We start from the raw sequence: 24,986 nt of genomic DNA, 5'->3' as shown, positions 1-24,986 counted from the left end.
GAATTCAGGGGTTCAGTGAAAAGGGGGCGGACTCGATTCCGGAGCGACCGTGATGCCGATGCGTCCCCCAGGCCCGAGCGCCCCTCGGCGCGTGCACACCGCGGGCACGCTTCTCGTCGGCCTGTGCGCCGTCGGCACGTTGGCACTGCTCGTGACCTCTCCGGCGATTTCCGGGAACCACTCGATCGTGGCCCCGGGGCCTTCCGCGCCGAATCAGGCACCCGTGCCGGAATTCCGACCTCGTCCCAGCCCGGGACCGGGCTGATTCGCCCCGCCTTCCGTCCCACCCATTGCCTTCTCCCAGGCACCCCGAATGACGACGAGGAACGATGTCACCCCAGGCCCAGAGCGTCGCCCTGTGGATCATGTCCCTGGCCGTCAACATCACGGCGGCGTGCGCGGGGATCGTATGGGGCTGGGAGGCCTTCGCACAGTTCCTGCTGCCGGCGTTCGGGTCGGTGGTGGGGGCGTCGATGGTGAGCTACAGCCTGCGGCGGTGAGGGCGCCTGCGGCTGTCCTGGCGGCGCGAAACCCGATTGCCGCTCTGCCTCCCGCCTGGCTAGCGTCCGTCCCATGCCCCCGACCCTGCATACCGCGCGCCTGCTCCTGGACCCTTACACCCCGGACGACGAAGAGGGTTTCGTCGCCCTGTTCCAGGACGTCAGGGTGTCCCGGTGGATGGGTGACGGGCCCTCTTCCGAGGAGGACGACCGGGCCCTGTTCGGGCGGATCTTCAGCAAGGTCTACGCGCGGGACCTGTTCGACGTATGGGCGGTCCGGCGCGACGGGCGGCTGATCGGGCATGCGGAGATCAAGCGGACCGACGCGGTGGACGGGTACGAGATCGTCTACGCGCTGGCTCCCGAGGCCTGGGGAAGCGGACTGGGGACCGAACTCGCCGAGGCACTCCTGGCCTACGGCTTCGGGACGCTCGGGCTCGCCGGGGTGCACGCCACCGTCGCCGCGGTGAACGAGGTCCGCTGCGCCTGCTCGGGCGGATCGGATTCGAGCACGTGCGCGACATCGAGGAGGACGACGGGGGCCTCACCCGCGTGCTCACAGCCCGCCGACGGCGACTCGGCACCGGGTCCGGTCCGCGGTGAGCACGCCGTCGGGGGCTCTCGAGAATCCGGCAAGAATTTCTTACTCCGCCGTGCAACCCTTTCTGTCCCTTGCGGGTCGTACTGGGCGTCAGGGCTTCTGGAGGGGGATCCGGGGGGATCGCGGGGGTTCCTGACGGGAGGGGAAAGGCCGGGGGGGCCGGGTCGACGGACCGGGCCCCCTCGAAACCGTTCACAGGCCTCTCGCGGGCGTCAGAAGAAGACGCCGCACCTCAGCAGGACGTTCGCGTACGGCCGTGCCTCGCCCGTGCGGACGACGAGCCGGGCTCCCGCGGACAGCTCCTTGAGACGTTCGTGCGCCACGAGGTCCAGCCCGGGGAAGTGCCCTTCCAGCAGCGACGACGCCTCCGGATTGGCTTCGCGCAGCTCCTGCGCCGCCGTCGCCCCCTCGACCACCAGCTCGGCCAGCAGCCCGTCCAGCACCTCGGCGAACGCCGGCACCCCGGCCCGGAAGGCCAGGTCCACCACCCGGGGCCCGTCGGGGATGGGCATGCCCGCGTCGCACACCAGCACCCCGTCGCCGTGGCCGAGTTCGGCCAGCGCACCGGCGAGGTGACGGTTCAGTATTCCGGTCTTCTTCACGGTGCGGCGACCTCCGCCGCCGTCGGGAAGGACGCCTGCGCGCCCTCCTTCGTCACGGTCGCGGCACCCACCCGCGCCGCGTACGCCGCCGCCCGGTCCAGGGACTCGCCCGCCCCCAGCCGGCAGGCCAGCGCGGCGGTGAAGGAGTCGCCCGCTCCCGTCGTGTCCACCGCGTCCACCCGTACGGCGGCCACGCGCGAGACACCCGCCCCCGACGCCACCAGCGCGCCCTCCGCGCCCAGCGTCACCACCACCGACTTCGGGCCCTTGGCGAGGAGGATCCGCGCCCAGTCCTCGGGGGTGTCCCCGACGGCGGAGTCGCCCAGGATCACCTTCGCCTCGTGCTCGTTCACGATCAGCGGGTCGCAGGCCGCCAGCACCTCCGTCGGAAGGGGCCGCGGCGGCGAGGGGTTCAGCACGAAACGGCTCCCCGGAGCCAGGTTCCGTACGACCTCCACCACCGTCTCCAGCGGGATCTCCAGCTGCGCCGACACCACCCGCGAGCCCTGGAAGAGGCACCCGGCGGCGCTCACGTCCTCCGGGGTGAGGCGGCCGTTGGCGCCGGGCGAGACGACGATGCTGTTGTCCCCGGACGGGTCGACCGTGATCAGCGCGACGCCGGTCGGTGCGCCGCCCACCAGGACACCCACCGTGTCGACGCCCGCCTCGCGCTGCGAGTCCAGCAGCAGCCGGCCGTGCGCGTCGTCGCCGACCCGGGCCAGCAGCGCCGTACGGGCGCCGAGCCGGGCGGCGGCGACCGCCTGGTTCGCGCCCTTGCCGCCCGGGTGGACGGCCAGATCGGAGCCGAGCACGGTCTCGCCGGCACCGGGCCGGCGCTCCACTCCGATCACCAGGTCGGCGTTGGCCGACCCCACGACCAGGAGGTCGTAGTCGTACATGAGTTGTCTCCCCACGTGAGTGACATGGGCGGGCGGTCCCACACGCCGTGTGACCGCCCGCCGTTCCCCGATGTCAGCCGCTGAAGCCGGCCACGTTCTCCTTGGTGACCACCTTCACCGGCACCTTCACCGTCTCCTCGACCTTCTCGCCCTTCAGGGCCCGCAGGGCGTTGTCCACGGCGATCTTCCCGAGCTGGGACGGCTGCTGCGCCACGGACGCGTACAGCGTGCCGCCCTCGACCGCCTTGAGTCCGTCAGGCGTGCCGTCGAAGCCGACCACCGAGACCGACGTGCCGGCCTTGGAACCCAGCGCCTTGATCGCGCCGAGCGCCATCTCGTCGTTGGCGGCGATGACGCCCTGGACGTCCGGGTGGGCCTGGAGCAGGTTCGACATGACGTCGAGGCCCTTGGTGCGGTCGAAGTCGGCGGGCTGCTGGGCCACGACCTGGATGCCCGGGAAGGCCTTGAGGCCGTTCGCGAAGCCCTGCGCACGCTCCCGGGCCGCGGACGTTCCGGCCTGGCCCTGGAGGATCACGATCTTGCCCTTGCCGCCCAGCTTGTCGGCGACGGTCTTGGCGGCGAGTTCACCGCCGGCGACGTTGTCGGAGGCGACCAGGGCGTCCACCGACGCCTTGTTGACGCCCCGGTCGACCGCGATGACCGGGATCTTCGCCTTGTCGGCGGCCTTCACGGAGTTGCTCGCGGCGTCCGAGTCCACCGGGTTGACGATGATCGCGCCGAGGCCGGAACTGGTGAAGTTCTGCAGCTGGTTGGCCTGCTGGGAGGCGTCGTTCTGGGCGTCGGTGACGGTCAGGTCCACGCCCCGCTTCTTCGCCTCGGCCTGGGCGCCCGCCCGGATCTGCACGAAGAAGGGGTTGTTGAGGGTGGACAGCGACAGGCCCACCTTCGGGCTGCTCGTGGCGGAGGAGCCGTTGTGCAGGAAGGACGTGGCGCCGACGATCGCGACGGTGACGACGGCCGCGAGACCGTACGTCGCCGCCTGCTTGCCCTTCGGGCCGCCTGCGCCGGACGCCGCCGGGGTCGCCCCCGCCTTGCGCCGCAGCGTGTCGAACAGCACCGCGAGCGCGATGACGACACCGATGACGACCTGCTGCCAGAACGCGGAGACGTTCAGCAGGTTCAGCCCGTTGCGCAGCACGGCCAGGATCAGTGCGCCGATGAGCGTGCCGGACGCCTTGCCGGTGCCGCCCGCGAGGGAGGCGCCGCCGATGACGACGGCGGCGATCGCGTCCAGCTCGTAGCCGTCGGCGGCCTGGGGCTGCGCGGAGGAGAGCCGGGCGGCGAGGACGACACCGGCGACGGCGGCGAAGACACCCGAGAAGGCGTAGATGGCGAGCTTCTGCTTCTTCACGCGCAGGCCGGACAGCCGCGCGGCCTCCTCGTTGCCGCCGATCGCGTACATGGAGCGGCCGATGTAGGTCCGGCCGAGCACGAAGGCGGCGATCAGGCCCATCACGACCATCACCAGGACCGGCACCGGCAGCCAGCCGCCGAGCGTGTCCCCGAGGTGGGAGACGGAGTCGGGGAGGGCGATCGGGGAGCCCTCGGAGATCACGAGGGACAGGCCGCGGGCCACGGACAGCATGGCCAGGGTGGCGATGAACGGCGGGAGCTTGCCGTAGGAGATCAGGATGCCGTTGACCAGGCCGCAGGCGATACCCGTCGCTATGGCGAGGAGGACGGCGAGGAAGACCGGGGCCCCTGCCGACGTGGCGCTCCAGGCGAGGACCGTGGCGGAGAGCGCGGCGACCGAGCCGACCGACAGGTCGATGCCCGCGGAGACGATCACGAAGGTCACGCCGAAGGCCAGGATGGCCGTCACGGCCGCCTGCACACCGACGTTGAGGAGGTTGTCCGTCGTCAGGAAGTCGCCCGAGAGGGCCGACATGGCGATGACGAGGACGATGAGCGCGGTGAGCGCTCCGTTGTCGAGCAGGAGGCGGCGCAGGCCCCCCGAGGCGCCACCCGCGCCCGTCGTGCTCTTGAGCGTGTCAGTGGCCACGGGAGGCCTCCGTTCCGTTCGTGGTCGTGGTCGTGGGGGTGCTGACGGCGAGTGCCATCACGGCGTCCTGGGTCGCCTCGTCGGCGGAGAGTTCACCGGCGATCCGGCCCTGCGCCATCACCAGCACCCGGTCGCTCATGCCGAGCACCTCGGGCAGATCGCTGGAGATCATCAGGACGGCCGCGCCGGCGGCGGTGAGTTCGTTGACCAGCTGGTAGATCTCGACCTTGGCGCCGACGTCGATGCCGCGCGTCGGCTCGTCGAGGATCAGCACCTTGGTGTCGGCGAGCAGCCACTTGCCGATGACGACCTTCTGCTGGTTGCCGCCGGAGAGTGTGCGCACCTGCTGGCCGAGTCCGGCCATCCGCACGCCGAGCTGCCCGGCGACCCGCTCGGCCGCCTCGCGCTGGCCCTTGAGGTCGACGAGGCCCGCACGCGTGGCGGACCGCAGCGTCACCAGGCCGAGGTTCTCCTCGACCGACGCGTCCAGCACCAGGCCCTGGCCCTTGCGGTCCTCGGGGACGAGTCCGATGCCCGCGGTCATCGCCGCGTTGACGTCGTACTTGGCGATCGGGGCGCCGGAGACCTTCACGGTGCCGTGGTCGTACGCGTCGGCCCCGAAGACCGCCCGTACGACCTCGGTACGGCCCGCGCCGACCAGTCCCGCGATGCCGACGACCTCACCGGCGTGCACCTCGAAGCCGACGTCGTGGAAGACGCCGTCGCGGGTGAGGCCCTCGACGGACAGCAGGGCGGCGCCGCGGTCGGCCCGCTCCCGCGGGTACTGCTGCTCGATGGAGCGCCCCACCATGAGCCGTACGAGTTCGTCCTCGGGCGTGGCGGCGGGGACCTGGCCGACGCTCCTGCCGTCCCGGATGACCGTCACCCGGTCGCCGAGCGCGGCGATCTCCTCGAGGTGGTGGGTGATGAAGACGATCCCGACGCCGTCCTCGCGCAGTGTGCGCACGATCGCGAAGAGCTTGTCGACCTCCTCGGAGGTGAGCACGGCCGTCGGCTCGTCCATGATCAGCACACGGGCGTTCAGGCTGAGCGCCTTGGCGATCTCGACCATCTGCAGGCGTGCGATGCCGAGGTCGCGGACCCGCGCACGGGGCGAGACGTTCACGCCGACCCGTCGCAGCAGGACCTCGGCGTCGGCCTCCATCTTCTTCCGGTCGATCATCCCGAACCGGCGCGGCTGACGCCCGAGGAAGATGTTCTCGGCGACCGTCAGATCGGGTACCAGGTTGAACTCCTGGTAGATCGTGGCGATCCCGAGCCGCTCGGAGTCCTGCGCACCCTGGATGCGCGTCTCCTCGCCGCCGACCAGGATCCGACCGGCGTCGGGGGTGTAGGCGCCGGAGAGCATCTTGATGAGAGTGCTCTTGCCAGCACCGTTCTCACCGAGCAGCACGTGCACCTCGCCCCGGCGCAGGTCGAAGTCGACGCCGTCCAGCGCGACCACGCCCGGGAAGGTCTTCCGTATGCCCTCGATGCGCAGCAACTCGTCCGCGTTGCTCACGTCGTGCTCCTTTGCACTGGGGTGGGGATCTCGCCGCACGAGCGGCGTACGACGAGCCGGGCGGGGAGGGTGACGGACTCGCCGGGCCGCCCCTCGATGCGGTCGACCAGGGCCCTTACGGCGGCCCGGCCCAGCTCGCCCGTGGGCTGGGCGATCGCGGTGATCGGCGGATCGGTGTGCACGAACCACCGGATGTCGTCGAACGCGGCCAGCGCGAGGTCGTCCGGTACGCGCAGGCCACGCGCGCGTACCGCGTCCAGCGCGCCGAGCGCCATCAGGTTGTCGGCCGCGAAGACGACCTCGGGCGGCTCGGTCAGGTCGAGGAATCCCTCGGTGACCAGACGGCCGCTCTCGGCCTGGAAGTCGCCCTGCCCTATGTAGGCGTCGGGCAGTTCGAGCCCGTACGCGCCGAGCGCCTTCCGGAAGGCCTCGACGCGCTCGCGGCCGGTCGTGGTCGCCGCCGGGCCCGCGATGATGGCGAGCCTGCGGTGCCCCAGCCCGTGCAGATGCGCCACGAGGTCCCGTACGGCGGCCTGCCCGTCGGCCCGCACCACCGGCACGTCCACACCCGGGATCCACCGGTCCACGAAGACCATGGGCGTCCCGGCCCGCGCGGCGTCCAGCATCAGCGGCGAGCCGCCGTCCGTGGGAGAGACGAGCAGGCCGTCGATGCGGCGGTCGAGGAGGGTGCGTACGTGGTGGTCCTGGAGGTCCGGCCGCTCGTCGGCGTTGCCGATGATGACGCTGTAGCCGAGCGCGCGGGCCTCCTCCTCGACGGAGCGGGCCAGTTCGGTGAAGTACGGGTTCATCACGTCGCTGATGACCAGGCCGAGGGTGTGGGTCTGGTCGGTGCGCAGCGAGCGGGCGACGGCGTTCGGGCGGTAGCCCAGGGTCTCGACGGCGGCCAGCACGCGGGTGCGTGCGTCGGCGCTGACCGACGGGTGGTCGTTCAGGACGCGCGAGACCGTGGCGACGGAGACGCCGGCCTCGGCAGCGACGTCCTTGATGCTGGCCACCGCCGCTCCACCTCCTTGTGGATCAGTCGTGGGAGCGCTGGTGAGCGCTCATGGAATCGATTACATCGACGGGTGGATGGAATCGATTACACGCCGGTAAATCAAGACCCCCCGGGCACCTCTTGACCGGATCGTGATGTCGCGGGGCGCGGCCGGGCGTCCCAGGCTGGGAGGAAAGGGGTTCTTCGAGGGATGCCCCGAGACCCGGTCGGGCCGGAGCGGAGGAGCCATGACGGCGACCACTCGTGACGACGTACCCGTAGCGCTCGAGGGCGACGGCGTGGAGCTGCGCATCACGCCGCTCGGGGGGCGGCCTGTCGGTGGGCTACATCGGCCTGCCCCGGGGCACGGACATGGGCCCGGCCCTCAAGGGCCTGCCCGACGACGCGTGCCAGTGCCCCCACTGGGGCTACATGCTCAAGGGCCGGATCAGGATGCGTACGGCCTCGGGCGAGGAGGAGTACGAGGCGGGGCAGGCGTACTACTGGGGTCCGGGCCATGTGCCGCCGGCGCTGGAAGACAGCGAAATGGTGGAGTTCTCGCCGAGCGAGGACTTCCGGCAGGTGATCGACCACGTGGTGGCGCAGGCCGGGTGAGCCGCGGAGAAACCCGGGCCGCCTCCGCCGTCCGCCGATGAGTTTTGCCCGCCCGGGCGGTCTGCCCCTCATCGACCACAGGAGGAGCGCCGTGTCCCAACTGCTGCGCGTACAGAACTTCACCGTCTCGAGTGACGGCTTCGGTGCCGGTGAGGGCCAGAGCCTGGAGCGGCCGTTCGGCCACGCCAACCCCGGCACGATGTTCGCCTGGGCCGGGGCCACGGCCAGCTGGCCCAACCGCACCGACCCGGGCGGGAGCCGGGGCCTCGACGACTACTTGGTGCGCGACTTCCACCACAACATCGGCGCCGAGATCATGGGCCGCAACAAGTTCAGCCCGCAGCGCGGCCCGTGGGACAACTACGAGTGGCAGGGCTGGTGGGGCGACGAACCTCCGTTCCACACGCCGGTGTTCGTGATGACCCACCACGAGCGCCCCTCGTTCACCCTCTCCGATACGACGTTCCACTTCGTCGGCGGGGATCCGGCCGAGGTCCTCGCCCAGGCGCGCAAGGCGGCCGGGGGCAAGGACGTACGGCTCGGCGGCGGGGCGGAGACCATCCGGCAATTCTTGGACGCCGACCTGGTGGACACGCTGCACGTGGCGGTCTCGCCCGGCGTGGTGCTCGGGTCCGGCTCACGGCTGTGGGAGTCGCCCGAGGAACTGCTCGACCGCTTCCACCGCGATGTCGTGCCGAGTCCGAGCGGGGTGGTTCATCACCTGTTCTGGAGGAGGTGACGGCAGGTCAGGCGCCCTTGCCCCAGTCCAGACGGTCGGCGAGCCCGGCGGCGGTGAAGGCTGCCGCCAGTTCGTCGCGGCCCTCGGTGAAGTGGGCCCAGCTGTCGTAGTGGACGGGGACCACGCGGCGGGCGCCGAGGACCTGCGCGGCCTCGGCGGCCATCGCGCTGTCCAGGACGATGACCTGGTTGTCGAAGAGCACCGGGAAGCGGGGAGCGCCGGCGAAGAGCACGGCGGTGTCGACGGGCCCGAAGCGGCCCGCGATCTCGCGGACGGCGTCGAGTGAGGCGTTGTCGCCGCTGACGTAGACGGTGGGCAGGCCCTCGCCGGTCAGGACGAAGCCGACGACCTGGCCGGTGAACGGCTCGACCTGCTCGCGGGGGCCGGGGCCGTGCAGGGCGGGGACGCCGGTCACGGTGACCGTGCCGCCGCCGGGCCGCTCCAGTGCGACGGACTCCCAGTCGGCCAGACCCCGGACCCTGCCCCCGAGGCTCTCCCCCAGGCGCTTGCCGCCGCCGGGCGTGGTCAGGGTCAGAGGTATGCCGTCCAGCAGAGCCCGGCCTGAGGTGTCGAGGTTGTCGGGGTGCTCGTCGTGGGAGAGCAGCACCACGTCGATGCGGCCGAGGTCGCCGGGGCCACCGGCGGAAGGCGCGGTCTTGGTCAGGAGCGGGCCCCCGGGCCGGCCGTAGTCGCCGGGGGCGTCGAAGGTCGGGTCGGTCAGGAAGCGCAGGCCGCCGTACTCGAAGAAGGCGGTCGGGCCACCGAGGACGCGGACGGGGAAATCGGTCGTCACGGGAACAGAAGACATGCAGCACCTCACGGATAGACGCGGTCGAACCGTGAGATGACCGTAGCTGCTTCTCACGGATGCAGGCAAGCCGTACCATGAGAAGCATGGAGGAGCCCGTGACAGAACAGCCCGCCCCGCCGCCCGCACAGGGCGAGGAGGAGCACCCCTCCCTGGCCCTCGCCAACACCGCGATCGCCCTGCCCGGCGGGCGCACACTCGATCTCGTGGGCACCCCCGCGCAGGCGAACCACTGGCTCACACAGCGCGGTCTCGCCCCGGTCGACGCCGGCATGTTGGAGATGTGCGCGGCCCAGCTGCGGTCGCTGCGCGAACAGATCAGGTCGCTGTTCGCCGCCCGGGCCGACGGCGTGCCCGCCCTGCCTGCGGCGATTGCGGCCGTCAACGACGCGATGACCAGGGTCCCCACGGCCCCGCTGCTGCGCTGGGACGACAAGACCGGCCCCTACCGCACGGCCCCCCACCCCACCACCGCGATCGTCGACCTCGCCCTGGCCACCCTCGCCGCCGACGCCGCCGACCTGCTCACCTCCCCCGCGGCCGAGCGCCTCACCGCCTGCGGTTCCCCGCCCTGCAACCGCTACCTGCTCCGCCACGGCCGCCGCCACTGGTGCTCCACCCGCTGCGGCGACCGCGCCCGCGCGGCCCGCGCGTACGCCCGCCGCAGCGAGCAGCGCTGAGTCCGTCATGGTCATGGCGGGGGCCTGCGGGTGAGCCGCGCCCCTCTGCTCTCCGCGACCCTCTTGACGTCCCGCAGGGACTCGCTGAGCCGCCGGGCCAGGTAGTGCAGTTCCGCGCCGGCCACCCGGTGCTCCGCGAGGAGTTCGGCGGCGTGTCCGAGCAGATGGTCCGCCATGTCGATCTGCACGTCCTCGATCTCGTCGGCGAGCCGTGAGACGTAGCCGGTTCCGTCGCCGACGAGATAGCACGGCCCCCCGTCGGCCCTGCTCCACGGCAGCAGCCGTCCGGCCACCGCGTGGTCGCGCGCTCCGCCGGTCATGCGTTCACCTCCGCCAACAGGTAGGGGCGCACCAGTCGGTTGTCCTCTCCCCGGAGCGGACACTCATCGGGGCGGCAGCGGACCGCCGGACGCGCGTACGGGCACGGGAGTGGTGCCGCCGATCGCCGTCGCCTCCCCCGGGGCGGGAGGAGGAAGCGGAGAAGTGGTTCGAGGAGCCGGGCGATGAGGTCTGTCACGTCTGTCTGCCTGTCTTCTCACCTGTGGTGACTGCGTTCTGTGGCGAATCACTCACAGAGTGAGGTCGGCTCTGGCTACGCTGCCAGGGGGTGGAGCTTGACATCGGGCTTGTCAAGAAGAGGAGTTGGCCGATGGACGAACGTCGCGTGCTTCGAACGCCGCGTGAGAAGTACGGGGAGGAGATGCGGCTGAGGCGGACCGCCGCTCGCCTCACCCAGGAGGAACTGGGCGAGCAGGTGGTGTGCTCGCCCACGCTGATCAGTCATTTCGAGGCGGGCAGACGCCTCCCCAAGCCGGATGACGCGCAGCGGATCGACCGGGCACTGGGGACGGACGGGTTCTTCGCGCGGTGGCTGGAGGACCTGGAGTCGCACTACACCGACCATTTCGCGGCGGTGGCCGAGCTGGAGCAACTGGCGACTCAGATCCAGCAGTTCGCCCTCTCCCTGGTTCCCGGAGTGCTTCAGACCGACGACTACGCACGCGCCCTCTTCGGGGCCTACCGTCCGAACCACACGACCGAGGAACTTGACGAGCTCGTTGTCATTCGAACGCAACGCCGCCGAATCCTCGACGGGCCTAAACAACCCGTCGTCTGGACACTGCTCGACGAGGCAGTCCTCCGTCGCCGCGTCGGCGGGCCGCGGGTCATGGCAGAGCAGCTGCACAAGGTGGCGAACATGGCCGAGTCGGGACGGTTGCGCCTGCATGTGCTCCCCTACGGCGTGGGGGCGCACGCACTCATGCAGAGTCTGCTCACGCTCATGACCTTCGAGGACTCGGCCCCCGTGGCCTACGTCGAGGGCTTCCAGACCGGCAACTTGATGGACGATCCGGCTCTGGTGAGTGCCTGTCATACCGCCTACGCTCTGGCTCTGAGCGACGCGTTGTCGCAGCAGGAGTCACTGGCCCTCGTCAGGGCGGCAGCGGAGGAACATGCGCATGATCAGTGAGCACATCGCCCTCACCGGTTGGTACAAGTCCAGCTACAGCGGTGGGGATCAAGGCGAGTGCCTCGAAGTCGCCCCCGGCCGCCCCGACGTCCCCGTGCGGGACAGCAAGACCGCCCACGGCCCCGCCCTGGTCTTCTCGCAGCGCGGCTGGGCGGCGTTCGTCACCGCCGTCAAGGACGGGCACGTCAGGGGCTAAGCAGGCAGCGTGAGACCCAAGGGCGGGTAGCTCTCGCCGCCCACGCGTTCGGCCGCCTCGATGTAGTCGGCCAGGGCGTCCCGGGACTGGGCGAGGCTCGCCAGCTGGTCGTCCAGCCGCCGCAGCCGCGACCTCATCGCGGCCAGCAACTCGGGGCATCCGACCAGCGCCGGGGCCTCCCCGGTCGCACAGGGCAGCAGGTACGCGATGTCCTCCGAGGACAATCCGGCGCCGAGCAGGTGGCGGATCTGCTTCACCCGCAGCAGGGCGCTCTCGTCGTACTCGCGGTAGCCGTTCGCTCCGCGGGCCGGCTCCAGCAGGCCCTGGGACTCGTAGTACCGCAGCTGATGGGCGTTGACGCCCGTCCGTCGGCTCAGTTCCCCGATCCGCATCGACAACCTCACTTGACCTTCACACCGGTATCAACGTTGACGATGCTGCCATGGACGAAATCACCCCAACACCCGTGACAGTCATCGGACTCGGCTTGATGGGCCGGGCACTCGCCGGGGCGTTCCTGAAGGCAGGGCACCCCACGACCGTGTGGAACCGTACGGCCGGCAAGGCCGACCGGCTGGTGGCCGAGGGCGCGCGGCCGGCCCCGACCGTCGGCGACGCGATCGAGTCCGGTCGCCTGACGATCATCTGTGTCACCGACTACCGAGCCGTGCGCGAGGTGCTCGGCACGAGCGATGTCGAACTGGACGGCACGACGCTGATCAACCTGACCTCGGGCGACTCGGGCCAGGCCCGGGAGACCGCCCGGTGGGCGCAAGCGCGAGGCGCCCACTACCTCGACGGCGCCGTCATGGCCATCCCCTCGGCCATCGGGACTCCTGACGCGGTGATCCTGCAGAGCGGGGCGCGCCCGGACTTCGACGCGCACGAGTCGGCACTCGGCGCGCTCGGCACCGTCACCTACCTCGGTACGGACCACGGTCTGGCGTCGCTGTACGACGCGGCCGGACTGGCCATGATGTGGTGCGTGCTGAACGCCTGGCTCCAGGGCACGGCCCTGCTCAGGACGGCGGGGGTCGACGCCGGGACGTACGCGCCGTTCGCGCGGCACATCGCCGCCGGTGTCGCCGACTGGCTGCCGGGGTACGCCGAGCAGATCGACAGAGGCTCGTTCCCGGCCGAGGTGTCGGCGCTGGAGACCGACGCGCGGGCGATGGCGCATCTGATCGAGGAGAGCGAGGCGGTGGGCGTCAACGCCGAGCTGCCCAGGCTGATCAAGGCGATGGCCGATCGTGCGATCGCCGCCGGGCACGGCAAGGAGCAGTATCCGGTGCTGATCGAGGAGTTCGGCAAGCCCGGCGCCGCTGACCGGGGCTGACGCGTCACGCCGAGTCGTTCAGCAGCCTGCTCAGGTGCTCGCTCCCCGGCCCCAGGAGGTCGGGCAGGGGCGGTGCCTCCTCGTACCAGCGCTTCTCGTACTCCCAGCACAGCCAGCCGTCCCAGCCGTGGCGGGAGAGGATCTCCACGCATTCGGCCAGGGGCAGGACGCCCTCGCCGAGGGGCAGGGGGGTGGTGTCGTCGGCGGAGCGGATGTCCTTGACCTGGACGTAGCCGAGGTGCGGGGAGAGTGCCGCGTAGGTCTCGGAGGGCTGTTCGCCGCCGAGCCAGGTGTGCATCACGTCCCAGAGGGCGCCGACCTGGCGGTGCCCGACAAGGCCGAGGATCCGCATCGCGTCGGCGGCGGTGCGGTGCGAGTCATGGGTTTCGAGGAGGATGCGTACGCCCAGGTCATTGGCGTACTCGGCGGCCGTGCCCAGGCGTCGGGCGGCCGTCGCGTCGGCCTCTTCGGGGGTCTGCACGTCGAGGTCGCCGCCGGGGAAGACCCGGATGTACGGGGCACCCAGATCGTGGGCCAGGTCCAGGAGGGCGCGGATCTCGGCCAGGACGGGCTCGTCGTCGCCCGGCGCGGCGACCCGTACGCAGCCCGCCAGGCCCAGGAGCTCTACGCCCGACCCTTTGAACTCGGCCGCGACGTCCGCCCGTTCGGCGGGGCCGAGGCCGGTGTGGACCGGTTCCTCGGGGTGGGTGCGCAGTTCCACGCCGTGATAGCCGTGGGCGGTCGCGAGCCGCAGGACGTCGGGCAGGGGCAGGCCGGGGACACCGAGGGTGGAGAACGCCAGCTTCATGTTGACGGACCCTACCCGGGACTCCCGCGGGCGACTCTCCTTCGTCACTCGGGTGTTGCGTGAAGATCCAGTCGCCGGTCCTGGCCGGTCAGCTCCTGACCGAAGGAACGGTGCGGTTTCTCCGCGACCAGCACGAAACCGTGGCGCTGGTAGATGCGGCGGGCCGCGCCGAGGATGTCGTTCGTCCACAGGACGACCTCGCGGTGGCCGGCCTCGCGCGCGAAGTCGACGAGCGTCCCGACCAGGCGGTCGCCGATGCCGAGGCCGCGCGCGTCCGGCTCGACGAGCAAGAGCCGCAGACGGGCGGCGCCGGGCGCGTCGTCCCGTACGCACATCACGCAGCCCACCGGGCGGCCGTCCAGCTCGGCGATCCAGGTCCGCTCCAGATGCGGGTCGTGGTCCTCGGCGTAGTCGGCGACGATCCTCGCCACCAGTCCCTCGTAGTCGACGTCGAAGCCGTACTCGGCCGCGTACAGCGCGGCGTTGCGCTGCACGATCCAGCCGAGGTCGCCGGGGGCGGGCTCGCGCAGGACGACGTCCTCGGGGCGGGGGGCCGGGGCCCGGCCGTCGCCCAGGAGCGTCCGGACGGTCCGCATGGCTTCCGCCGGCCGCGGCCGGTCCTCGGCCCGGACCGTGTCCAGCATCGCCCCGACCGTCGAGCCTAGACGTCCAGGGCATCCGGGACCAGACACGAGGTGATCCCGACGGGCGGCCGGCAAAAGGAACCGGCGATGGCCGATGAGTTCTTCCTTGTTCCCCAGTCAGAAGAGGTGTTCGTGCGTCGCAGCCACGAGTGCTGTGGAAGCGTGCACCGACGGAAGCTGCCGAGAACCCGACATGAGATACCGAGGAACCCCGGATGCGTACTCTGATCAGCACCGCTTTCGTCTCGCTCGACGGCGTCGTGGAGGCCCCGGGCGGCGAGCCCGGTTACCGGAACTCCGGGTGGACCTTCAAGGACGTCGAGTTCCTTCCCGAGGCGTTCGAGATCAAGGGCCGGGAGCAGAAGGAAGCCACCGCGATGATGCTGGGTCGCACCAGCTATGAGGCATTCAGTCAGGTGTGGCCCGACATGGAGGATTTCGCCGACTACAAGGTGATGCCGAAGTACGTCGTCTCCACCACCCTCACCGAGGACGACCTGGTGTCGAACTGGGGCGAGACCACGATCCTGCGCTCGCTCGACGACGTCGCCGCGCTGAAGGAGACCGAGGGCGGCCCGATCATCATCCACGGCAGCGCCTCCCTCAACCGGGCCCTGTCGGACGCCGGCCTGATCGATCGCTACCACCTGCTCGTCTTCCCCCTCCTGCTCGGGGCGGGCAAGCGGCTCTTCAGCGCCACGGACAAGGACACCCAGAAGCTGCGGCTCGTCGAGCACGAGGCCTACGCCAACGGGCTGCAGAAGAACGTCTTCGACGTCGTTCGCTGACGAGGCCCCCGCACGCGTCCCGCCGCCGCGTTCCCGGACGTGACACTCGCACGCGTCCCGCCGCCGCGTTCCCGGACGTGACACTCGCCGGAGGGCCGACCCGGCGGGTGTGGGATCACGTGAGGACGAGGCCGTTCAGGCCGAGGCGGGCGGTGCGGGCCGAGGCGGGCGCGGGCCGACCGAAGCGGGGCGCGTTCAGGCCGAGGCCGGGCGCGTTCAGGCCGAAGCCGAGCGCGTACCGGCCGAAGCCGAGCGCGTACCGGCCGAAGCAGGGCGCGTTCAGGCCGAAGCCGAGCGCGTGCCGACCGAAGCCGGGGCGGGGCGCGCCCGCGGGGCGCCGACTCCATGCCCTCAAAGCCCAGCGCCCGCACCCCAGCAGCCAGCACCAGCCACGAGCCCCCTCAAACCCCAGCACCCGCACCCCGGCACCGACCCCGAGCCCTCTCAAGACACAGCACCTCAAGAAGTCCGCGGCACCCCGGAGGACCCCCGCACCATCAGCTCCCCCCGGACCGACGCGATCCCCCCGGGCGGCGCCTCCTCACGCCCCATCGCGATCCGCCCGGCCCGGGCCCCGGCCTCGCCCAGCGGCAGCCGCACCGTCGTCAGCGAAGGCACCGCGTCGATGCTGAACGGCAGATCGTCGAACCCCGCCACCGACACGTCCTCCGGAATCCGCAGGCCCGAGTCCCGCAGCGCGGCGCACGCCCCCAGGGCGACGGAGTCGTTCGCCGCGACGACCGCCGTCAGCGACGGATCACGCCGCAGCAGCTCCAGCGTCGCCTCGTAGCCGGACCGCCGGTCGTAGCGCCCGTGCACCGTCCACCGCGGGTCCTCCTCGATGCCGTGCGCGGCCAGCGCGGCCCGGTGCCCTTCCAGCCGGTGCCGTGTGGTCGTCCGCTCCTCCGGGCCCGCGATGTAGCCGAGCCGGCGGTGCCCGAGCCCGATGAGGTGCTCGGTGAGCTCCTGCCCGCCGCCGCGGTTGTCGAAGGTCAGCGCGATCGCCCCGGTCTCCGGCGCCGGCGGCCGCCCGCACAGCACGACCCGCGTCCCGGCCTCCGTCAGCTTCCGCACCTTCGCGTCCATCGCGGCCTGGTGCGCCGCGTCCTCGATCGCCCCGCCGGTCAGCACCACGGCCGCGGCACGCTGCCGTTGCAGCAGCGTGAGGTACGTCAGTTCCCGCTCCGGGGAGCCGCCCGTGTTGCAGACCACGGCGAGTCTCTCCCCGCCCGCCCGGCCGCCCGGCCCGCCGATCTCGGCCTGGATCGCGCTCGCCATGATCCCGAAGAACGGGTCGGCGATGTCGTTCACCAGGATCCCGACCAGGTCGGAGGTGGCGGCGGCCAGGGCGCTGGCGGGCCCGTTGAGCACGTAGTCCAGCTCGTCCACGGCCTTCAGCACCCGCTCGCGGGTGGAGGCCGCCACGGGGTAGTTCCCGTTCAGCACGCGCGACACCGTCGCGGGCGAGACCTGCGCGCGGGCCGCCACGTCCGCCAGGGTCACCGTCATCTCGTCGTCCTCCGGTCGCGCATCTCGTCTCCGCCCTCGTACACACCCAGACCACTGGCCATGGTTCCGAGCGGAACAGCAGGTCGACCGCCGCTGCCCCGACGAACCCATGGCCATGGTTCCGAGCAGACCTTAAGCCCCCGACCCCGGGTTGTTCGCCCCCTCGAACAACTCGTCCTGGTCACGGTCTTGTCCGGACCGCGGTTCAGAGGCTAGCTTCTCTGCATGTAGAAAGCGCTTGCTGCAACGCTCACCAGTCCACGGGTGGCCCACCGGGCCGCCCGTGACGGGTGGGGCGTACGCGGCGCGACGACCGCGTACGAAGGGAACGACGTGACACGCAAGACGGTGCGTATCGCCATGAACGGCGTGACCGGGCGCATGGGCTACCGCCAGCACCTGGTCCGCTCCATCCTGGCCCTGCGCGAGCAGGGCGGCCTCGACCTCGGCGACGGCACCGCGCTGTGGCCCGAGCCGATCCTGGTCGGCCGCCGTGAGCACGCGCTGAAGGCGCTGGCCGAGCGGCACGGGCTGGAGCACTGGTCGACGGACCTCGACGCGGTCCTCGCCGACGAGACGGTGGACATCTACTTCGACGCGCAGGTCACCTCCGCCCGCGAGGAGGCGCTGAAGAAGGCCATCGCGGCCGGCAAGCACCTCTACACCGAGAAGCCGACCGCCACCGGCCTCGACGGCGCCCTGGACCTCGCCCGGCTGGCGAACGCGGCCGGCATCAAGCACGGCGTCGTCCAGGACAAGCTCTTCCTCCCGGGCCTGCTGAAGCTGAAGCGCCTGATCGACGGCGGCTTCTTCGGCCGGATCCTGTCCGTGCGCGGCGAGTTCGGCTACTGGGTCTTCGAGGGCGACTGGCAGACCGCCCAGCGCCCGTCGTGGAACTACCGCGCCGAGGACGGCGGCGGCATCGTCGTCGACATGTTCCCGCACTGGGAGTACGTGCTGCACGAGCTGTTCGGCCGGGTGAGGTCCGTCCAGGCGCTCACCGCCACGCACATCCCGCAGCGCTGGGACGAGAACGACAAGCCGTACGACGCGACCGCCGACGACGCCGCGTACGGCGTCTTCGAGCTGGAGGGCGGCGCGATCGCCCAGATCAACTCCTCCTGGGCCGTGCGCGTCAACCGCGACGAGCTGGTGGAGTTCCAGGTGGACGGCACGGAGGGCTCGGCTGTCGCGGGCCTGCGCAACTGCCGCGTCCAGCACCGCAGCGCCACCCCCAAGCCGGTCTGGAACCCGGACATCCCCGCCACGGAGGTCTTCCGCGACCAGTGGCAGGAGGTCCCGGACAACACCGAGTTCGACAACGGCTTCAAGGCCCAGTGGGAGCTGTTCCTCAGGCACGTCTACGCCGACGCCCCCTACCACTGGGACCTGCTGGCCGGTGCCCGCGGTGTCCAGCTCGCCGAGCTGGGCCTGAAGTCCTCGGCCGAGGGCCGCCGTCTCGACGTCCCGGAGATCGCGCTGTGACCATCCGACTCCCCGGTGCCGACGGGGCGTTGCGGACCTACGAGCCGCGCACCGAGCCCCTGGCCGTGACCCCCGGCACGCCCTTCACCTCCCGCACGGTCTTCTCGGCGGCACATGTCGTCGCCGACCCGTTCGCGGACGTCTCCCCCGACTCGCCCGCCGCGGTCGACTGGGACGCCACCCTCGCCTTCCGCCGCCACCTGTGGTCCCACGGGCTGGGCGTCGCCGAGGCCATGGACACCGCCCAGCGCGGCATGGGTCTGGACTGGGCGGGCGCGGCGGAACTGATCCGCCGGTCGGCGGCCGAGGCCAGGTCGGTCGGCGGCCGTATCGCCTGCGGCGTGGGCACCGACCAGATCGCCTCCGGCTCGCCGGCGGAGGTCCGCGCGGCCTACGAGGAGCAGCTCGCTCTCGTCGAGGAGTCCGGCGCGCAGGCCATCCTGATGGCGTCCCGGGCGCTCGCGGCGGCGGCCTCCGGCCCCGAGGACTACCTGGAGATCTACGGCCACCTGCTGCGGCAGGCCGCCGAGCCGGTGGTGCTGCACTGGCTGGGCCCGATGTTCGACCCGGCGCTGGCGGGCTACTGGGGGTCGGCCGACCTGGAGGCGGCGACGGACACGTTCCTGGACGTGATCGCCGCCCACCCCGACAAGGTCGACGGCATCAAGGTCTCCCTGCTGGACGCCCAGCGCGAGATCGACATCCGGCGCCGCCTCCCGCAGGGCGTGCGCTGCTACACGGGTGACGACTTCAACTACCCCGAGCTGATCGCGGGTGACGAGCAGGGCTTCAGCCACGCGCTGCTCGGCATCTTCGACCCGCTGGGCCCGCTGGCGGCTCAGGCGGTCCGGGTCCTGGACACCGGCAACGTGCGGGGCTTCCGCGATCTGCTGGACCCCACGGTCGAACTCTCCCGGCACCTCTTCCAGACCCCGACCCGCTTCTACAAGACGGGTGTGGTGTTCCTGGCCTGGCTGGCGGGCCACCAGTCGCACTTCACGATGGTCGGCGGCCTGCAGTCGGCCCGGTCGCTGCCGCACTTCGCGACGGCGTACGAACTGGCCGACGGGCTGGGGCTGTTCCCCGACCCGAAGCTGGCGGAGGAACGGATGAAGACGCTGCTGAGCGTGTACGGGGTGAACCAGTGAGCGCGTCGCCGGCACGCTTCTCCATCAACCAGATGACGGTGAAGCAGCTGTCGCTGCCGGAACTCGTCGACGGCTGCGCCCTGCTGGGCATCCGCAACGTGGGGCTCTGGCGCGAGCCGGTGCAGGCGCACGGCCTGGAGGCCACGGCCAAGCTGGTCCGGGACGCGGGGCTGACGGTGACGACGTTGTGCCGGGGCGGCTTCTTCACGGCGATCGACCCGCGCGAGCGGGCCGAGGCCCTGGCCGACAACCGCCGCGCGATCGACGAGGCGGCGACGCTGGGCACGGACACCCTGGTCCTGGTCTCGGGCGGTCTCCCCGCGGGCTCGAAGGACCTGCACGGCGCCCGTGAACGCATCGCGGACGCCCTGTCGGAACTGGGCCCGTACGCGGAGCGGCACGGCGTCCGCCTGGCCATCGAGCCGCTGCACCCCATGTACGCCTCGGACCGCTGCGTGGTGTCGACCCTGGCCCAGGCCCTGGACCTCGCCGAACGCTTCCCGGCGCACCAGGTCGGAGTCGCGGTCGACACCTACCACGTCTGGTGGGACGACACCGCGCCCGCGCAGATCGCCCGGGCGGGAGCGGGTGGCCGCATCCACACCTTCCAGCTCGCCGACTGGACGACTCCCCTCCCGGAGGGCGTCCTCACCGGCCGCGGCCAGATCGGCGACGGGTCGATCGACATGCGGGAGTGGCAGGGCCACGTGGAGGCGGCCGGCTACACCGGGGCCATCGAGGTGGAGCTGTTCAACGACGCCCTCTGGGCCCGGGACGGCCAGGAGGTCCTGGCCGAAACGGTGGAGAGGTTCGCCGCGCACACCCGCTGACCCCACCCCGGCCCCCACCCACTGCCCTGCCCCACGGACCCCGGGGGCGGGGCGGCGGTGTGTCCGGGGCCGTCCTGCCGCTCCGGCGTACGGGCCCGCACCGGCCTGGACGCCCGGCTCTGCGAGGTCGACCCGCATCTGTCGGTCGACCTGGTGGCGAAGGGCGTGGGGCGCGGGCCGCTGCCCGCCGGGGTGGTGGAGGTGCCGCTCGATCCGATGCCGGTGCGGCGGCTGTACGCGCTGTGGCCGACGGGGGCGGCCCGCCATCGCGGAGTTCGTGCGGGTGCTCGGTGAGCAGTGGCCGAACGTGGCGGCTCATCCGCCCCGTTGAGCCCCTGGTTCACCTCGCGTCCCGACTTGCGGAAATCCGGGCCGAGCGGGGAACCCGGGCCGGACCGTCCCCGTCCAATCGCAGGCCGCCGGAGAGTCACCACGGTGCGGTGTCGGCCCTCGCCACTGGCTGCGATCGCTGACCACCCTCTCCGCCGTACCGCGGCCGGCGGCACCGCCGCCATCGGCGCGTCCCCCTCCAACCGCGCCGGTGGCGGCCCCCGTGCGGTTACTGTGCATTCCCTTGACTGGCAGAAACTTCCCCGTTATTGCTGGCAGCTTGGAAGTTTCCTTCAGCGGATCCGAGCGGATCACCCTCCGGAAGGAGCGCACGTGCACGACACCGGCACGGGAAGCACGGGAAACACGGCACAGCCCTCCAGACGTACCGTCCTCGCCGCCACGGCCGGCGTCACCGCCGCCCTCGCGGCCGCCGGGCCCGCGCACGCCGCCGCCCCGGACGACAGCCGGCTGCGCGCCCTCATCTCCCGCATGACGCTCCAGGAGAAGGTCGGCCAGCTCTTCGTGATGCGGGTCTACGGCCACTCCGCCACCGCCCCCGACCAGGCCGACATCGACGCCAACCTCAGGGAGATCGGGGTCCGTACGGCCGCAGAGCTGGTGGCGAAGTACCGGGTCGGCGGCATCATCTACTTCACCTGGGCGCACAACACCCGCGACCCGCACCAGATCGCCGACCTGTCCAACGGCATCCAACGGGCCTCCCTGGGACTGCCGCGCGGGCTGCCCGTGCTCATCTCCACCGACCAGGAGCACGGGATCGTCGCCCGGGTGGGCAAGCCGGCGACGCTGTTCCCGGGGGCCATGGCCGTCGGCGCGGGCGGGTCGCGGTCCGACGCCCGTGCGCTCGGGCGGATCGCGGGCGCCGAGCTGCGCGCGATGGGGATCCGGCAGGACTACTCCCCCGTGGCCGACGTGAACGTCAACCCGGCCAACCCGGTCATCGGCGTGCGGTCCTTCGGCGCCGACCCGCGGGCCGTGTCCGCCCTGGTGGCCGCCGAGGTGGCCGGGTACCAGGGGTCGGGGGTCGCCGCGACCGCGAAGCACTTCCCCGGGCACGGGGACACCAACGTCGACAGCCACACCGGCTTCCCCACCATCACGCACAGCCGGGAGCTGTGGGAGAAGCTGGACGCGCCGCCGTTCCGGGCCGCGATCGCCGCGGGCATCGACTCGATCATGACCGCGCACCTGATGGTCCCGGCCCTCGACGACTCCGGCGACCCGGCCACCCTCTCCCGCCCGATCCTCACCGGCATCCTGCGCGAACAGCTCGGCTACGACGGGGTCGTCGTCACCGACTCCCTCGGCATGGAGGGCGTACGGACCAAGTACGGCGACGCCCGCGTGCCGGTGCTCGCGCTGAAGGCGGGCGTGGACCAGCTGCTCAACCCGCCCGACCTCGACCTCGCCTGGAACGCCGTCCTGACCGCCGTGCGCGAGGGCGAGCTCACCGAGGCCCGGCTCGACGAATCGATCCTGCGGGTGCTGCGGCTGAAGTCCGGACTGGGGCTGTTCCGTTCGCCGTACGTCAGCCAGGGCGGTGTGGACCGGACCGTCGGCACCCGTTCGCATCTGGCGGCGGCCGGTCGGATCGCCGAGCGGACCACCACGCTGCTCGTCAACGAGGGGCGGCTGCTGCCTCTGCCGCGGCGCCGGTACCCCAAGGTGCTCGTGGTCGGCGCGGATCCGGCCTCGCCGTCCGGCACGACGGGACCGCCCACGGGCGTGCTCGCCGGCGCGCTGGGCGAACTGGGCTTCACCGCCACCGCCCTGTCGACCGGCACGGCCCCTTCCGCGGTGGCCGTCGCGAAGGCGGTCGCGGCGGCCCGGGACGCGGACGCGGTGGTGGCCGCCACCTACAACGTCACCGCGAGCAGCAGCCAGAAGGCGCTGGTGGAGCAGCTCGTGGCGACCGGGAGGCCGGTCGTGGCGGTGGCGATCCGCAATCCGTACGACGTGGCCCAGCTGCCGTCCGTGCCGGCCTGCCTGGCCGCCTACTCCTGGACCGACGTCGAACTGCGGGCCGTCGCACGGGTGATCGCCGGGCGGGTGAAGCCGCGCGGGAAGCTGCCGGTGGTGGTGCGGCGGGCGGATGATCCGGAGCAGGTGCTGTACCCCATCGGCTACGGGCTGTCGTACTAGACGTACGCCACGGACCGGGCGCACCACCCCCAACGTGCGCAAACCGCCCCATGTGCCTGGCGTGCGCCCGCAACGGCGGGTCACGCTGGGCGAGCACACTCGGGGGGTCGGCGATGCGTGAGCGAAGTGCTGTGGGGGTGGTCTGCGGGCTCCTGGTCCTGCTGGGCGCGCTGCTGACCGGCTGCCAGAGCCCGTCGGGCGGCGTGGCCGAGGACGGCCGGCTGGGCGAGCCGGCGACCGGGAGGACCGCCACGGTGTCGCCGGTGCCGACCCGGCCGTCCGGGTTCGGGGCGGTGTTCCTCGCGGTCGGCGAGTGCAGTTCGTTCGGAACGACGAGCTTCACCGAGGTGCCGTGCACCGGTGAACGGGCGGCGGCCCGGGTCGCCGCGCGGCACGACGGCACCGTGCGGGACGGTCCGCGCTGCCCGGAGACCACCGACTTCGTGCTGCACATCAGCGAGCAGCGGTCCGCGTCCGACGAGGACGGCGACGGGGCGGTCCCGCGGGGCTACGCCTGTATGCGCAACCTCCAGCCCCCGCATCCCGGTGACCCGGGCGGCGGGGGCGGGCCCCGCACGATCGTCGGCGACTGCGTCTACGGTTCCGGCGACGGGCAGGTCCGCGAGACCGCCTGCGACGGCACGGGCAGGCACGAGCCTCAGTACGAGGTGACCCGGGCGGTCGCCGAGCGGGCCGACTGCCCCCGCCCGACGGCCCTGTACGTCCGGCTGGGCGGGAAGCGGCCCGTGGGGTGCGCCCGGCCGCTGTGAGGCGGCCGGGCGCGACGGCGACGTGCTTACGGACGCAGCGTCATCTCACGCCGGGTGTCCCGCTTGTCGAGCTTGGCGTCGAACTTCGCCAGCGGCTTCGCCGCCTGCGGGTCCGCCTGCACCGCGCTCGGGGCGACACCGGCCCAGTCGAGGATGCGGGCGGTGGCCAGGGCCTTCTGCTCGGGCACGAGACCCGCGACGTTGGCGCCGTGGTTCATGCCGGGGGCGGTCATGACGTAGGAGTCCTTCGCGCCCTTGCCGACGCGGAAGGGCTCCGCGCTCCACGGGTCGTTCTGTCCGTTGACGAACAGCATGTGGCGGGCGTTGTGGCGGACCCAGGTGTCGATGTCCCGCATCGCCGACGGCTGGAACTTCATGGGGATGTCCCGGGGGACGAAGTTGCGCGGCGGCTGGTAGCCGTAGCGGATGTACTGCTTCTCGACGTGCGGGAAGCGGATGGTCGGCGCGCCGAGCTGGGTGCCGGCCTGGTAGTAGTACGGCGTGTAGGTCGCAAGGCCCTGGTCGGCGTAGGCGGAGAAGCCGGCGATCGTGTCGACGGAGTCCCAGATCTCGTCGTCCGTGGCGTTCTTGGCGTCGGCCGGGATCTGATCGCAGTCGGACAGCAGGCTGTACTGCCAGAAGCCCCACACGTAGTCGAGGACGGTCGCCTCGTAGGCCTTGTCCAGGCTGCCGATGGTCGTGAAGGTGAGGCCGTTGTCCTGCGCGAAGGCCGCGTACTTCTTCTCCAGCGGCTCGCGGCGCACCAGCGCCTCGCGCTGCACGCCGTTCAGCCGGTCGCGGCACTCCTTGGTGCCGACGCGGGCGAAGAAGCGGTCGTAGGCCGAGTCCTCCTTGTTCACCACGTCGTTGGGGGCGACGTAGGCGACGACGCCGTCCATGTCCCGCGGGTAGAAGCGCTCGTAGTAGGTGGCGGTCATGCCGCCCTTCGAACCGCCCGTGGAGATCCACTTCTTGCTGTAGACGCTCTTCAGGGCCTTGAAGACGCGGTGCTGGTCGCTGGCCGCCTGCCAGATGTCCAGCTTGGACCAGTCGGCCGGGGCGGGCCGGGACGGGGTGAAGAAGCGGTACTCCAGGGAGACCTGGTTGCCGTCCACGATCTGGGTGGGCTCGCTGCGGCGGGGCGTCGTGGAGACGTTGTAGCCGCTGGTGAAGAACACCGTCGGGCGGGAGACGTCCTTGTGCAGCACGGTGATGCGCTGCTGGAACGTGCCCTTCGACGGCTTGTGGTGGTCGACCGGCTGCGTGTAGTTCAGGACGAAGAAGCGGTAGCCGGTGTACGGCTTCTCCTCGACCAGGCTCATGCCCGGTATGGAGAGCAGCCTCTCCTTGATGTCGGTGGTGCCGGCGGCGTCGGCGGCGGTGGCCGCTCCCGCCGTGCCCAGTGTGCCTATGAGCACCGTGAGCGCCAGCAGCCATCTGAGCGCCTTGCGCATGCGCACTCCCCTGTGAGACAGATGTGCGCCGGAAGGTAGCGGACCAACTCACCGGAGCACCAGGG

Annotated in this window: 25 protein-coding genes and 3 pseudogenes; 15 read left to right on the top strand and 13 right to left on the bottom strand. The window is 71.7% G+C overall.

All coding sequences use genetic code 11. The features are described from left to right. Window positions 1-329: 329 nt before the first annotated feature. Both G3I77_RS00415 and G3I77_RS00410 read left to right on the top strand, forming a co-directional pair. Window positions 330-500, top strand: a complete 171-nt coding sequence (locus G3I77_RS00415; protein ID WP_248500388.1) for a hypothetical protein — start codon at window positions 330-332, stop codon at window positions 498-500. Window positions 501-573: 73 nt separating this feature from the next. Continuing rightward, window positions 574-1,103: pseudogene (locus G3I77_RS00410) on the top strand (GNAT family N-acetyltransferase). 210 nt (window positions 1,104-1,313) lie between these two features. On the opposite strand, the gene rbsD reads toward G3I77_RS00410, so the two are convergent. The 5 genes from rbsD to G3I77_RS00385 all read right to left on the bottom strand — a co-directional run bounded on the left by rbsD (window position 1,314) and on the right by G3I77_RS00385 (window position 7,163). After that, window positions 1,314-1,703 carry a D-ribose pyranase gene (rbsD, locus tag G3I77_RS00405; protein WP_248500387.1) on the bottom strand — a complete coding sequence of 130 codons (390 nt, stop codon included), beginning with the start codon at window positions 1,701-1,703 and terminating at the stop codon, window positions 1,314-1,316. Then, entirely contained in the window at window positions 1,700-2,602 is a 903-nt protein-coding gene (locus tag G3I77_RS00400) for a ribokinase (RefSeq protein ID WP_248500386.1), read from the bottom strand. Before G3I77_RS00400 ends, rbsD begins: the two co-directional genes overlap by 4 nt. Window positions 2,603-2,675: 73 nt before the next feature. After that, the gene (locus G3I77_RS00395; protein ID WP_248500385.1) at window positions 2,676-4,625 is read right to left on the bottom strand and encodes a substrate-binding domain-containing protein; all 1,950 of its coding nucleotides are present in this window, start codon (window positions 4,623-4,625) and stop codon (window positions 2,676-2,678) included. Continuing rightward, on the bottom strand, window positions 4,615-6,147 hold the full coding sequence (locus G3I77_RS00390; protein WP_248500384.1) for a sugar ABC transporter ATP-binding protein: 1,533 nt from the start codon (window positions 6,145-6,147) through the stop codon (window positions 4,615-4,617). The genes G3I77_RS00395 and G3I77_RS00390 overlap by 11 nt, the downstream gene beginning before the upstream one ends. Then, complete coding sequence (locus G3I77_RS00385; protein WP_248500383.1) at window positions 6,144-7,163, bottom strand: LacI family DNA-binding transcriptional regulator; 1,020 nt, start codon at window positions 7,161-7,163, stop codon at window positions 6,144-6,146. Before G3I77_RS00385 ends, G3I77_RS00390 begins: the two co-directional genes overlap by 4 nt. Before the next feature lie 229 nt (window positions 7,164-7,392). On the opposite strand from G3I77_RS00385, the pseudogene G3I77_RS00380 reads away from it, so the two are divergent. Together G3I77_RS00380 and G3I77_RS00375 are read left to right on the top strand one after the other, a co-directional pair. Continuing rightward, window positions 7,393-7,759, top strand: a pseudogene (locus G3I77_RS00380) (hypothetical protein). A gap of 91 nt (window positions 7,760-7,850) precedes the next feature. After that, window positions 7,851-8,498, top strand: a complete 648-nt coding sequence (locus tag G3I77_RS00375) for a dihydrofolate reductase family protein (RefSeq protein ID WP_248500382.1) — start codon at window positions 7,851-7,853, stop codon at window positions 8,496-8,498. 7 nt (window positions 8,499-8,505) lie between these two features. Here G3I77_RS00375 and G3I77_RS00370 read toward each other — a convergent pair whose 3' ends face one another. After that, window positions 8,506-9,306 (bottom strand): MBL fold metallo-hydrolase, encoded by an 801-nt coding sequence (locus tag G3I77_RS00370; protein ID WP_248500381.1) that lies wholly within the window; start codon window positions 9,304-9,306, stop codon window positions 8,506-8,508. A gap of 86 nt (window positions 9,307-9,392) precedes the next feature. Between G3I77_RS00370 and G3I77_RS00365 the strand changes: the two genes are divergently transcribed. Next, window positions 9,393-9,986, top strand: coding sequence for an ABATE domain-containing protein (locus G3I77_RS00365; RefSeq protein WP_248500380.1), 594 nt, complete (start codon window positions 9,393-9,395; stop codon window positions 9,984-9,986). Between the two features lie 11 nt (window positions 9,987-9,997). On the opposite strand, the gene G3I77_RS00360 is transcribed toward G3I77_RS00365, so the two are convergent. Then, window positions 9,998-10,306: a hypothetical protein gene (locus G3I77_RS00360; RefSeq protein WP_248500379.1), complete on the bottom strand. Its 309-nt coding sequence runs from the start codon at window positions 10,304-10,306 to the stop codon at window positions 9,998-10,000. A gap of 329 nt (window positions 10,307-10,635) precedes the next feature. On the opposite strand from G3I77_RS00360, the gene G3I77_RS00355 reads away from it, so the two are divergent. Next, window positions 10,636-11,457 (top strand): helix-turn-helix transcriptional regulator, encoded by an 822-nt coding sequence (locus G3I77_RS00355; RefSeq protein WP_248501422.1) that lies wholly within the window; start codon window positions 10,636-10,638, stop codon window positions 11,455-11,457. Further along, entirely contained in the window at window positions 11,447-11,653 is a 207-nt protein-coding gene (locus G3I77_RS00350) for a DUF397 domain-containing protein (protein WP_248500378.1), read from the top strand. Before G3I77_RS00355 ends, G3I77_RS00350 begins: the two co-directional genes overlap by 11 nt. Here G3I77_RS00350 and G3I77_RS00345 read toward each other — a convergent pair. After that, window positions 11,650-12,045, bottom strand: coding sequence for a MerR family transcriptional regulator (locus tag G3I77_RS00345; protein WP_248500377.1), 396 nt, complete (start codon window positions 12,043-12,045; stop codon window positions 11,650-11,652). The two genes, G3I77_RS00350 and G3I77_RS00345, sit on opposite strands and share 4 nt — an antisense overlap. Window positions 12,046-12,095: 50 nt before the next feature. Here G3I77_RS00345 and G3I77_RS00340 point away from each other — a divergent pair, with 50 nt between their 5' ends. After that, complete coding sequence (locus tag G3I77_RS00340; RefSeq protein WP_248500376.1) at window positions 12,096-12,989, top strand: NAD(P)-dependent oxidoreductase; 894 nt, start codon at window positions 12,096-12,098, stop codon at window positions 12,987-12,989. A gap of 4 nt (window positions 12,990-12,993) precedes the next feature. Here the strand turns inward: G3I77_RS00340 and G3I77_RS00335 are convergent, their stop codons facing one another. Both G3I77_RS00335 and G3I77_RS00330 read right to left on the bottom strand, forming a co-directional pair. Continuing rightward, the gene (locus G3I77_RS00335) at window positions 12,994-13,797 is read right to left on the bottom strand and encodes a sugar phosphate isomerase/epimerase (protein ID WP_248500375.1); all 804 of its coding nucleotides are present in this window, start codon (window positions 13,795-13,797) and stop codon (window positions 12,994-12,996) included. Between the two features lie 44 nt (window positions 13,798-13,841). Then, window positions 13,842-14,558, bottom strand: coding sequence for a GNAT family N-acetyltransferase (locus G3I77_RS00330; RefSeq protein ID WP_374385337.1), 717 nt, complete (start codon window positions 14,556-14,558; stop codon window positions 13,842-13,844). A 98-nt stretch (window positions 14,559-14,656) separates the two neighbouring features. Between G3I77_RS00330 and G3I77_RS00325 the strand changes: the two genes are divergently transcribed. Next, window positions 14,657-15,229, top strand: a complete 573-nt coding sequence (locus tag G3I77_RS00325; protein ID WP_248500374.1) for a dihydrofolate reductase family protein — start codon at window positions 14,657-14,659, stop codon at window positions 15,227-15,229. 115 nt (window positions 15,230-15,344) lie between these two features. On the opposite strand, the gene G3I77_RS00320 is transcribed toward G3I77_RS00325, so the two are convergent. Continuing rightward, window positions 15,345-15,584, bottom strand: a complete 240-nt coding sequence (locus G3I77_RS00320; protein ID WP_248500373.1) for a hypothetical protein — start codon at window positions 15,582-15,584, stop codon at window positions 15,345-15,347. A gap of 104 nt (window positions 15,585-15,688) precedes the next feature. Beyond that, complete coding sequence (locus G3I77_RS00315; RefSeq protein ID WP_248500372.1) at window positions 15,689-16,738, bottom strand: LacI family DNA-binding transcriptional regulator; 1,050 nt, start codon at window positions 16,736-16,738, stop codon at window positions 15,689-15,691. Between the two features lie 333 nt (window positions 16,739-17,071). Here G3I77_RS00315 and G3I77_RS00310 point away from each other — a divergent pair, with 333 nt between their 5' ends. The 6 genes and pseudogenes from G3I77_RS00310 to G3I77_RS00285 all read left to right on the top strand — a co-directional run bounded on the left by G3I77_RS00310 (window position 17,072) and on the right by G3I77_RS00285 (window position 23,467). Beyond that, a complete protein-coding gene (locus tag G3I77_RS00310; RefSeq protein ID WP_248500371.1) occupies window positions 17,072-18,223 on the top strand; it encodes a Gfo/Idh/MocA family protein in 1,152 nt (383 codons plus the stop codon). Continuing rightward, window positions 18,220-19,371 carry a dihydrodipicolinate synthase family protein gene (locus tag G3I77_RS00305; RefSeq protein WP_248500370.1) on the top strand — a complete coding sequence of 384 codons (1,152 nt, stop codon included), beginning with the start codon at window positions 18,220-18,222 and terminating at the stop codon, window positions 19,369-19,371. Before G3I77_RS00310 ends, G3I77_RS00305 begins: the two co-directional genes overlap by 4 nt. Window positions 19,372-19,403: 32 nt before the next feature. Beyond that, window positions 19,404-20,201: a sugar phosphate isomerase/epimerase gene (locus tag G3I77_RS00300; RefSeq protein WP_248501421.1), complete on the top strand. Its 798-nt coding sequence runs from the start codon at window positions 19,404-19,406 to the stop codon at window positions 20,199-20,201. 165 nt (window positions 20,202-20,366) lie between these two features. Then, window positions 20,367-20,532 (top strand): annotated as a pseudogene (locus G3I77_RS00295) (LysR family transcriptional regulator); the annotation flags it as partial. Between the two features lie 332 nt (window positions 20,533-20,864). After that, window positions 20,865-22,697, top strand: coding sequence for a glycoside hydrolase family 3 protein (locus tag G3I77_RS00290; protein WP_248500369.1), 1,833 nt, complete (start codon window positions 20,865-20,867; stop codon window positions 22,695-22,697). Window positions 22,698-22,810: 113 nt separating this feature from the next. Further along, window positions 22,811-23,467, top strand: a complete 657-nt coding sequence (locus tag G3I77_RS00285; protein ID WP_248500368.1) for a hypothetical protein — start codon at window positions 22,811-22,813, stop codon at window positions 23,465-23,467. A gap of 26 nt (window positions 23,468-23,493) precedes the next feature. Here G3I77_RS00285 and G3I77_RS00280 read toward each other — a convergent pair whose 3' ends face one another. Then, on the bottom strand, window positions 23,494-24,921 hold the full coding sequence (locus G3I77_RS00280; RefSeq protein WP_248500367.1) for a S28 family serine protease: 1,428 nt from the start codon (window positions 24,919-24,921) through the stop codon (window positions 23,494-23,496). Between the last annotated feature and the right edge of the window lie 65 nt (window positions 24,922-24,986).

This window comes from Streptomyces sp. D2-8 (assembly GCF_023184515.1).
GTDB lineage: Bacteria > Actinomycetota > Actinomycetes > Streptomycetales > Streptomycetaceae > Streptomyces.
The sequence above is the reverse complement of the archived record's forward strand: the minus strand, read 5'-3'. Positions and strand labels throughout refer to the sequence as shown.

Excerpts from the sequence above, each read along its gene's own strand:
- G3I77_RS00280 (WP_248500367.1), bottom strand. The coding sequence starts at position 24,921 with ATGCGCAAGGCGCTCAGATGGCTGCTGGCGCTCACGGTGCTCATAGGC.
- G3I77_RS00365 (WP_248500380.1), top strand. The coding sequence starts at position 9,393 with ATGGAGGAGCCCGTGACAGAACAGCCCGCCCCGCCGCCCGCACAGGGC.
- G3I77_RS00325 (WP_248500374.1), top strand. The coding sequence starts at position 14,657 with ATGCGTACTCTGATCAGCACCGCTTTCGTCTCGCTCGACGGCGTCGTG.
- G3I77_RS00285 (WP_248500368.1), top strand. The coding sequence starts at position 22,811 with ATGCGTGAGCGAAGTGCTGTGGGGGTGGTCTGCGGGCTCCTGGTCCTG.
- G3I77_RS00400 (WP_248500386.1), bottom strand. The coding sequence starts at position 2,602 with ATGTACGACTACGACCTCCTGGTCGTGGGGTCGGCCAACGCCGACCTG.
- G3I77_RS00300 (WP_248501421.1), top strand. The coding sequence starts at position 19,404 with ATGACGGTGAAGCAGCTGTCGCTGCCGGAACTCGTCGACGGCTGCGCC.
- G3I77_RS00335 (WP_248500375.1), bottom strand. The coding sequence starts at position 13,797 with ATGAAGCTGGCGTTCTCCACCCTCGGTGTCCCCGGCCTGCCCCTGCCC.
- G3I77_RS00315 (WP_248500372.1), bottom strand. The coding sequence starts at position 16,738 with ATGACGGTGACCCTGGCGGACGTGGCGGCCCGCGCGCAGGTCTCGCCC.
- G3I77_RS00360 (WP_248500379.1), bottom strand. The coding sequence starts at position 10,306 with ATGACCGGCGGAGCGCGCGACCACGCGGTGGCCGGACGGCTGCTGCCG.
- G3I77_RS00355 (WP_248501422.1), top strand. The coding sequence starts at position 10,636 with ATGGACGAACGTCGCGTGCTTCGAACGCCGCGTGAGAAGTACGGGGAG.
- G3I77_RS00340 (WP_248500376.1), top strand. The coding sequence starts at position 12,096 with ATGGACGAAATCACCCCAACACCCGTGACAGTCATCGGACTCGGCTTG.
- G3I77_RS00370 (WP_248500381.1), bottom strand. The coding sequence starts at position 9,306 with ATGTCTTCTGTTCCCGTGACGACCGATTTCCCCGTCCGCGTCCTCGGT.
- G3I77_RS00415 (WP_248500388.1), top strand. The coding sequence starts at position 330 with ATGTCACCCCAGGCCCAGAGCGTCGCCCTGTGGATCATGTCCCTGGCC.
- G3I77_RS00350 (WP_248500378.1), top strand. The coding sequence starts at position 11,447 with ATGATCAGTGAGCACATCGCCCTCACCGGTTGGTACAAGTCCAGCTAC.
- G3I77_RS00345 (WP_248500377.1), bottom strand. The coding sequence starts at position 12,045 with ATGCGGATCGGGGAACTGAGCCGACGGACGGGCGTCAACGCCCATCAG.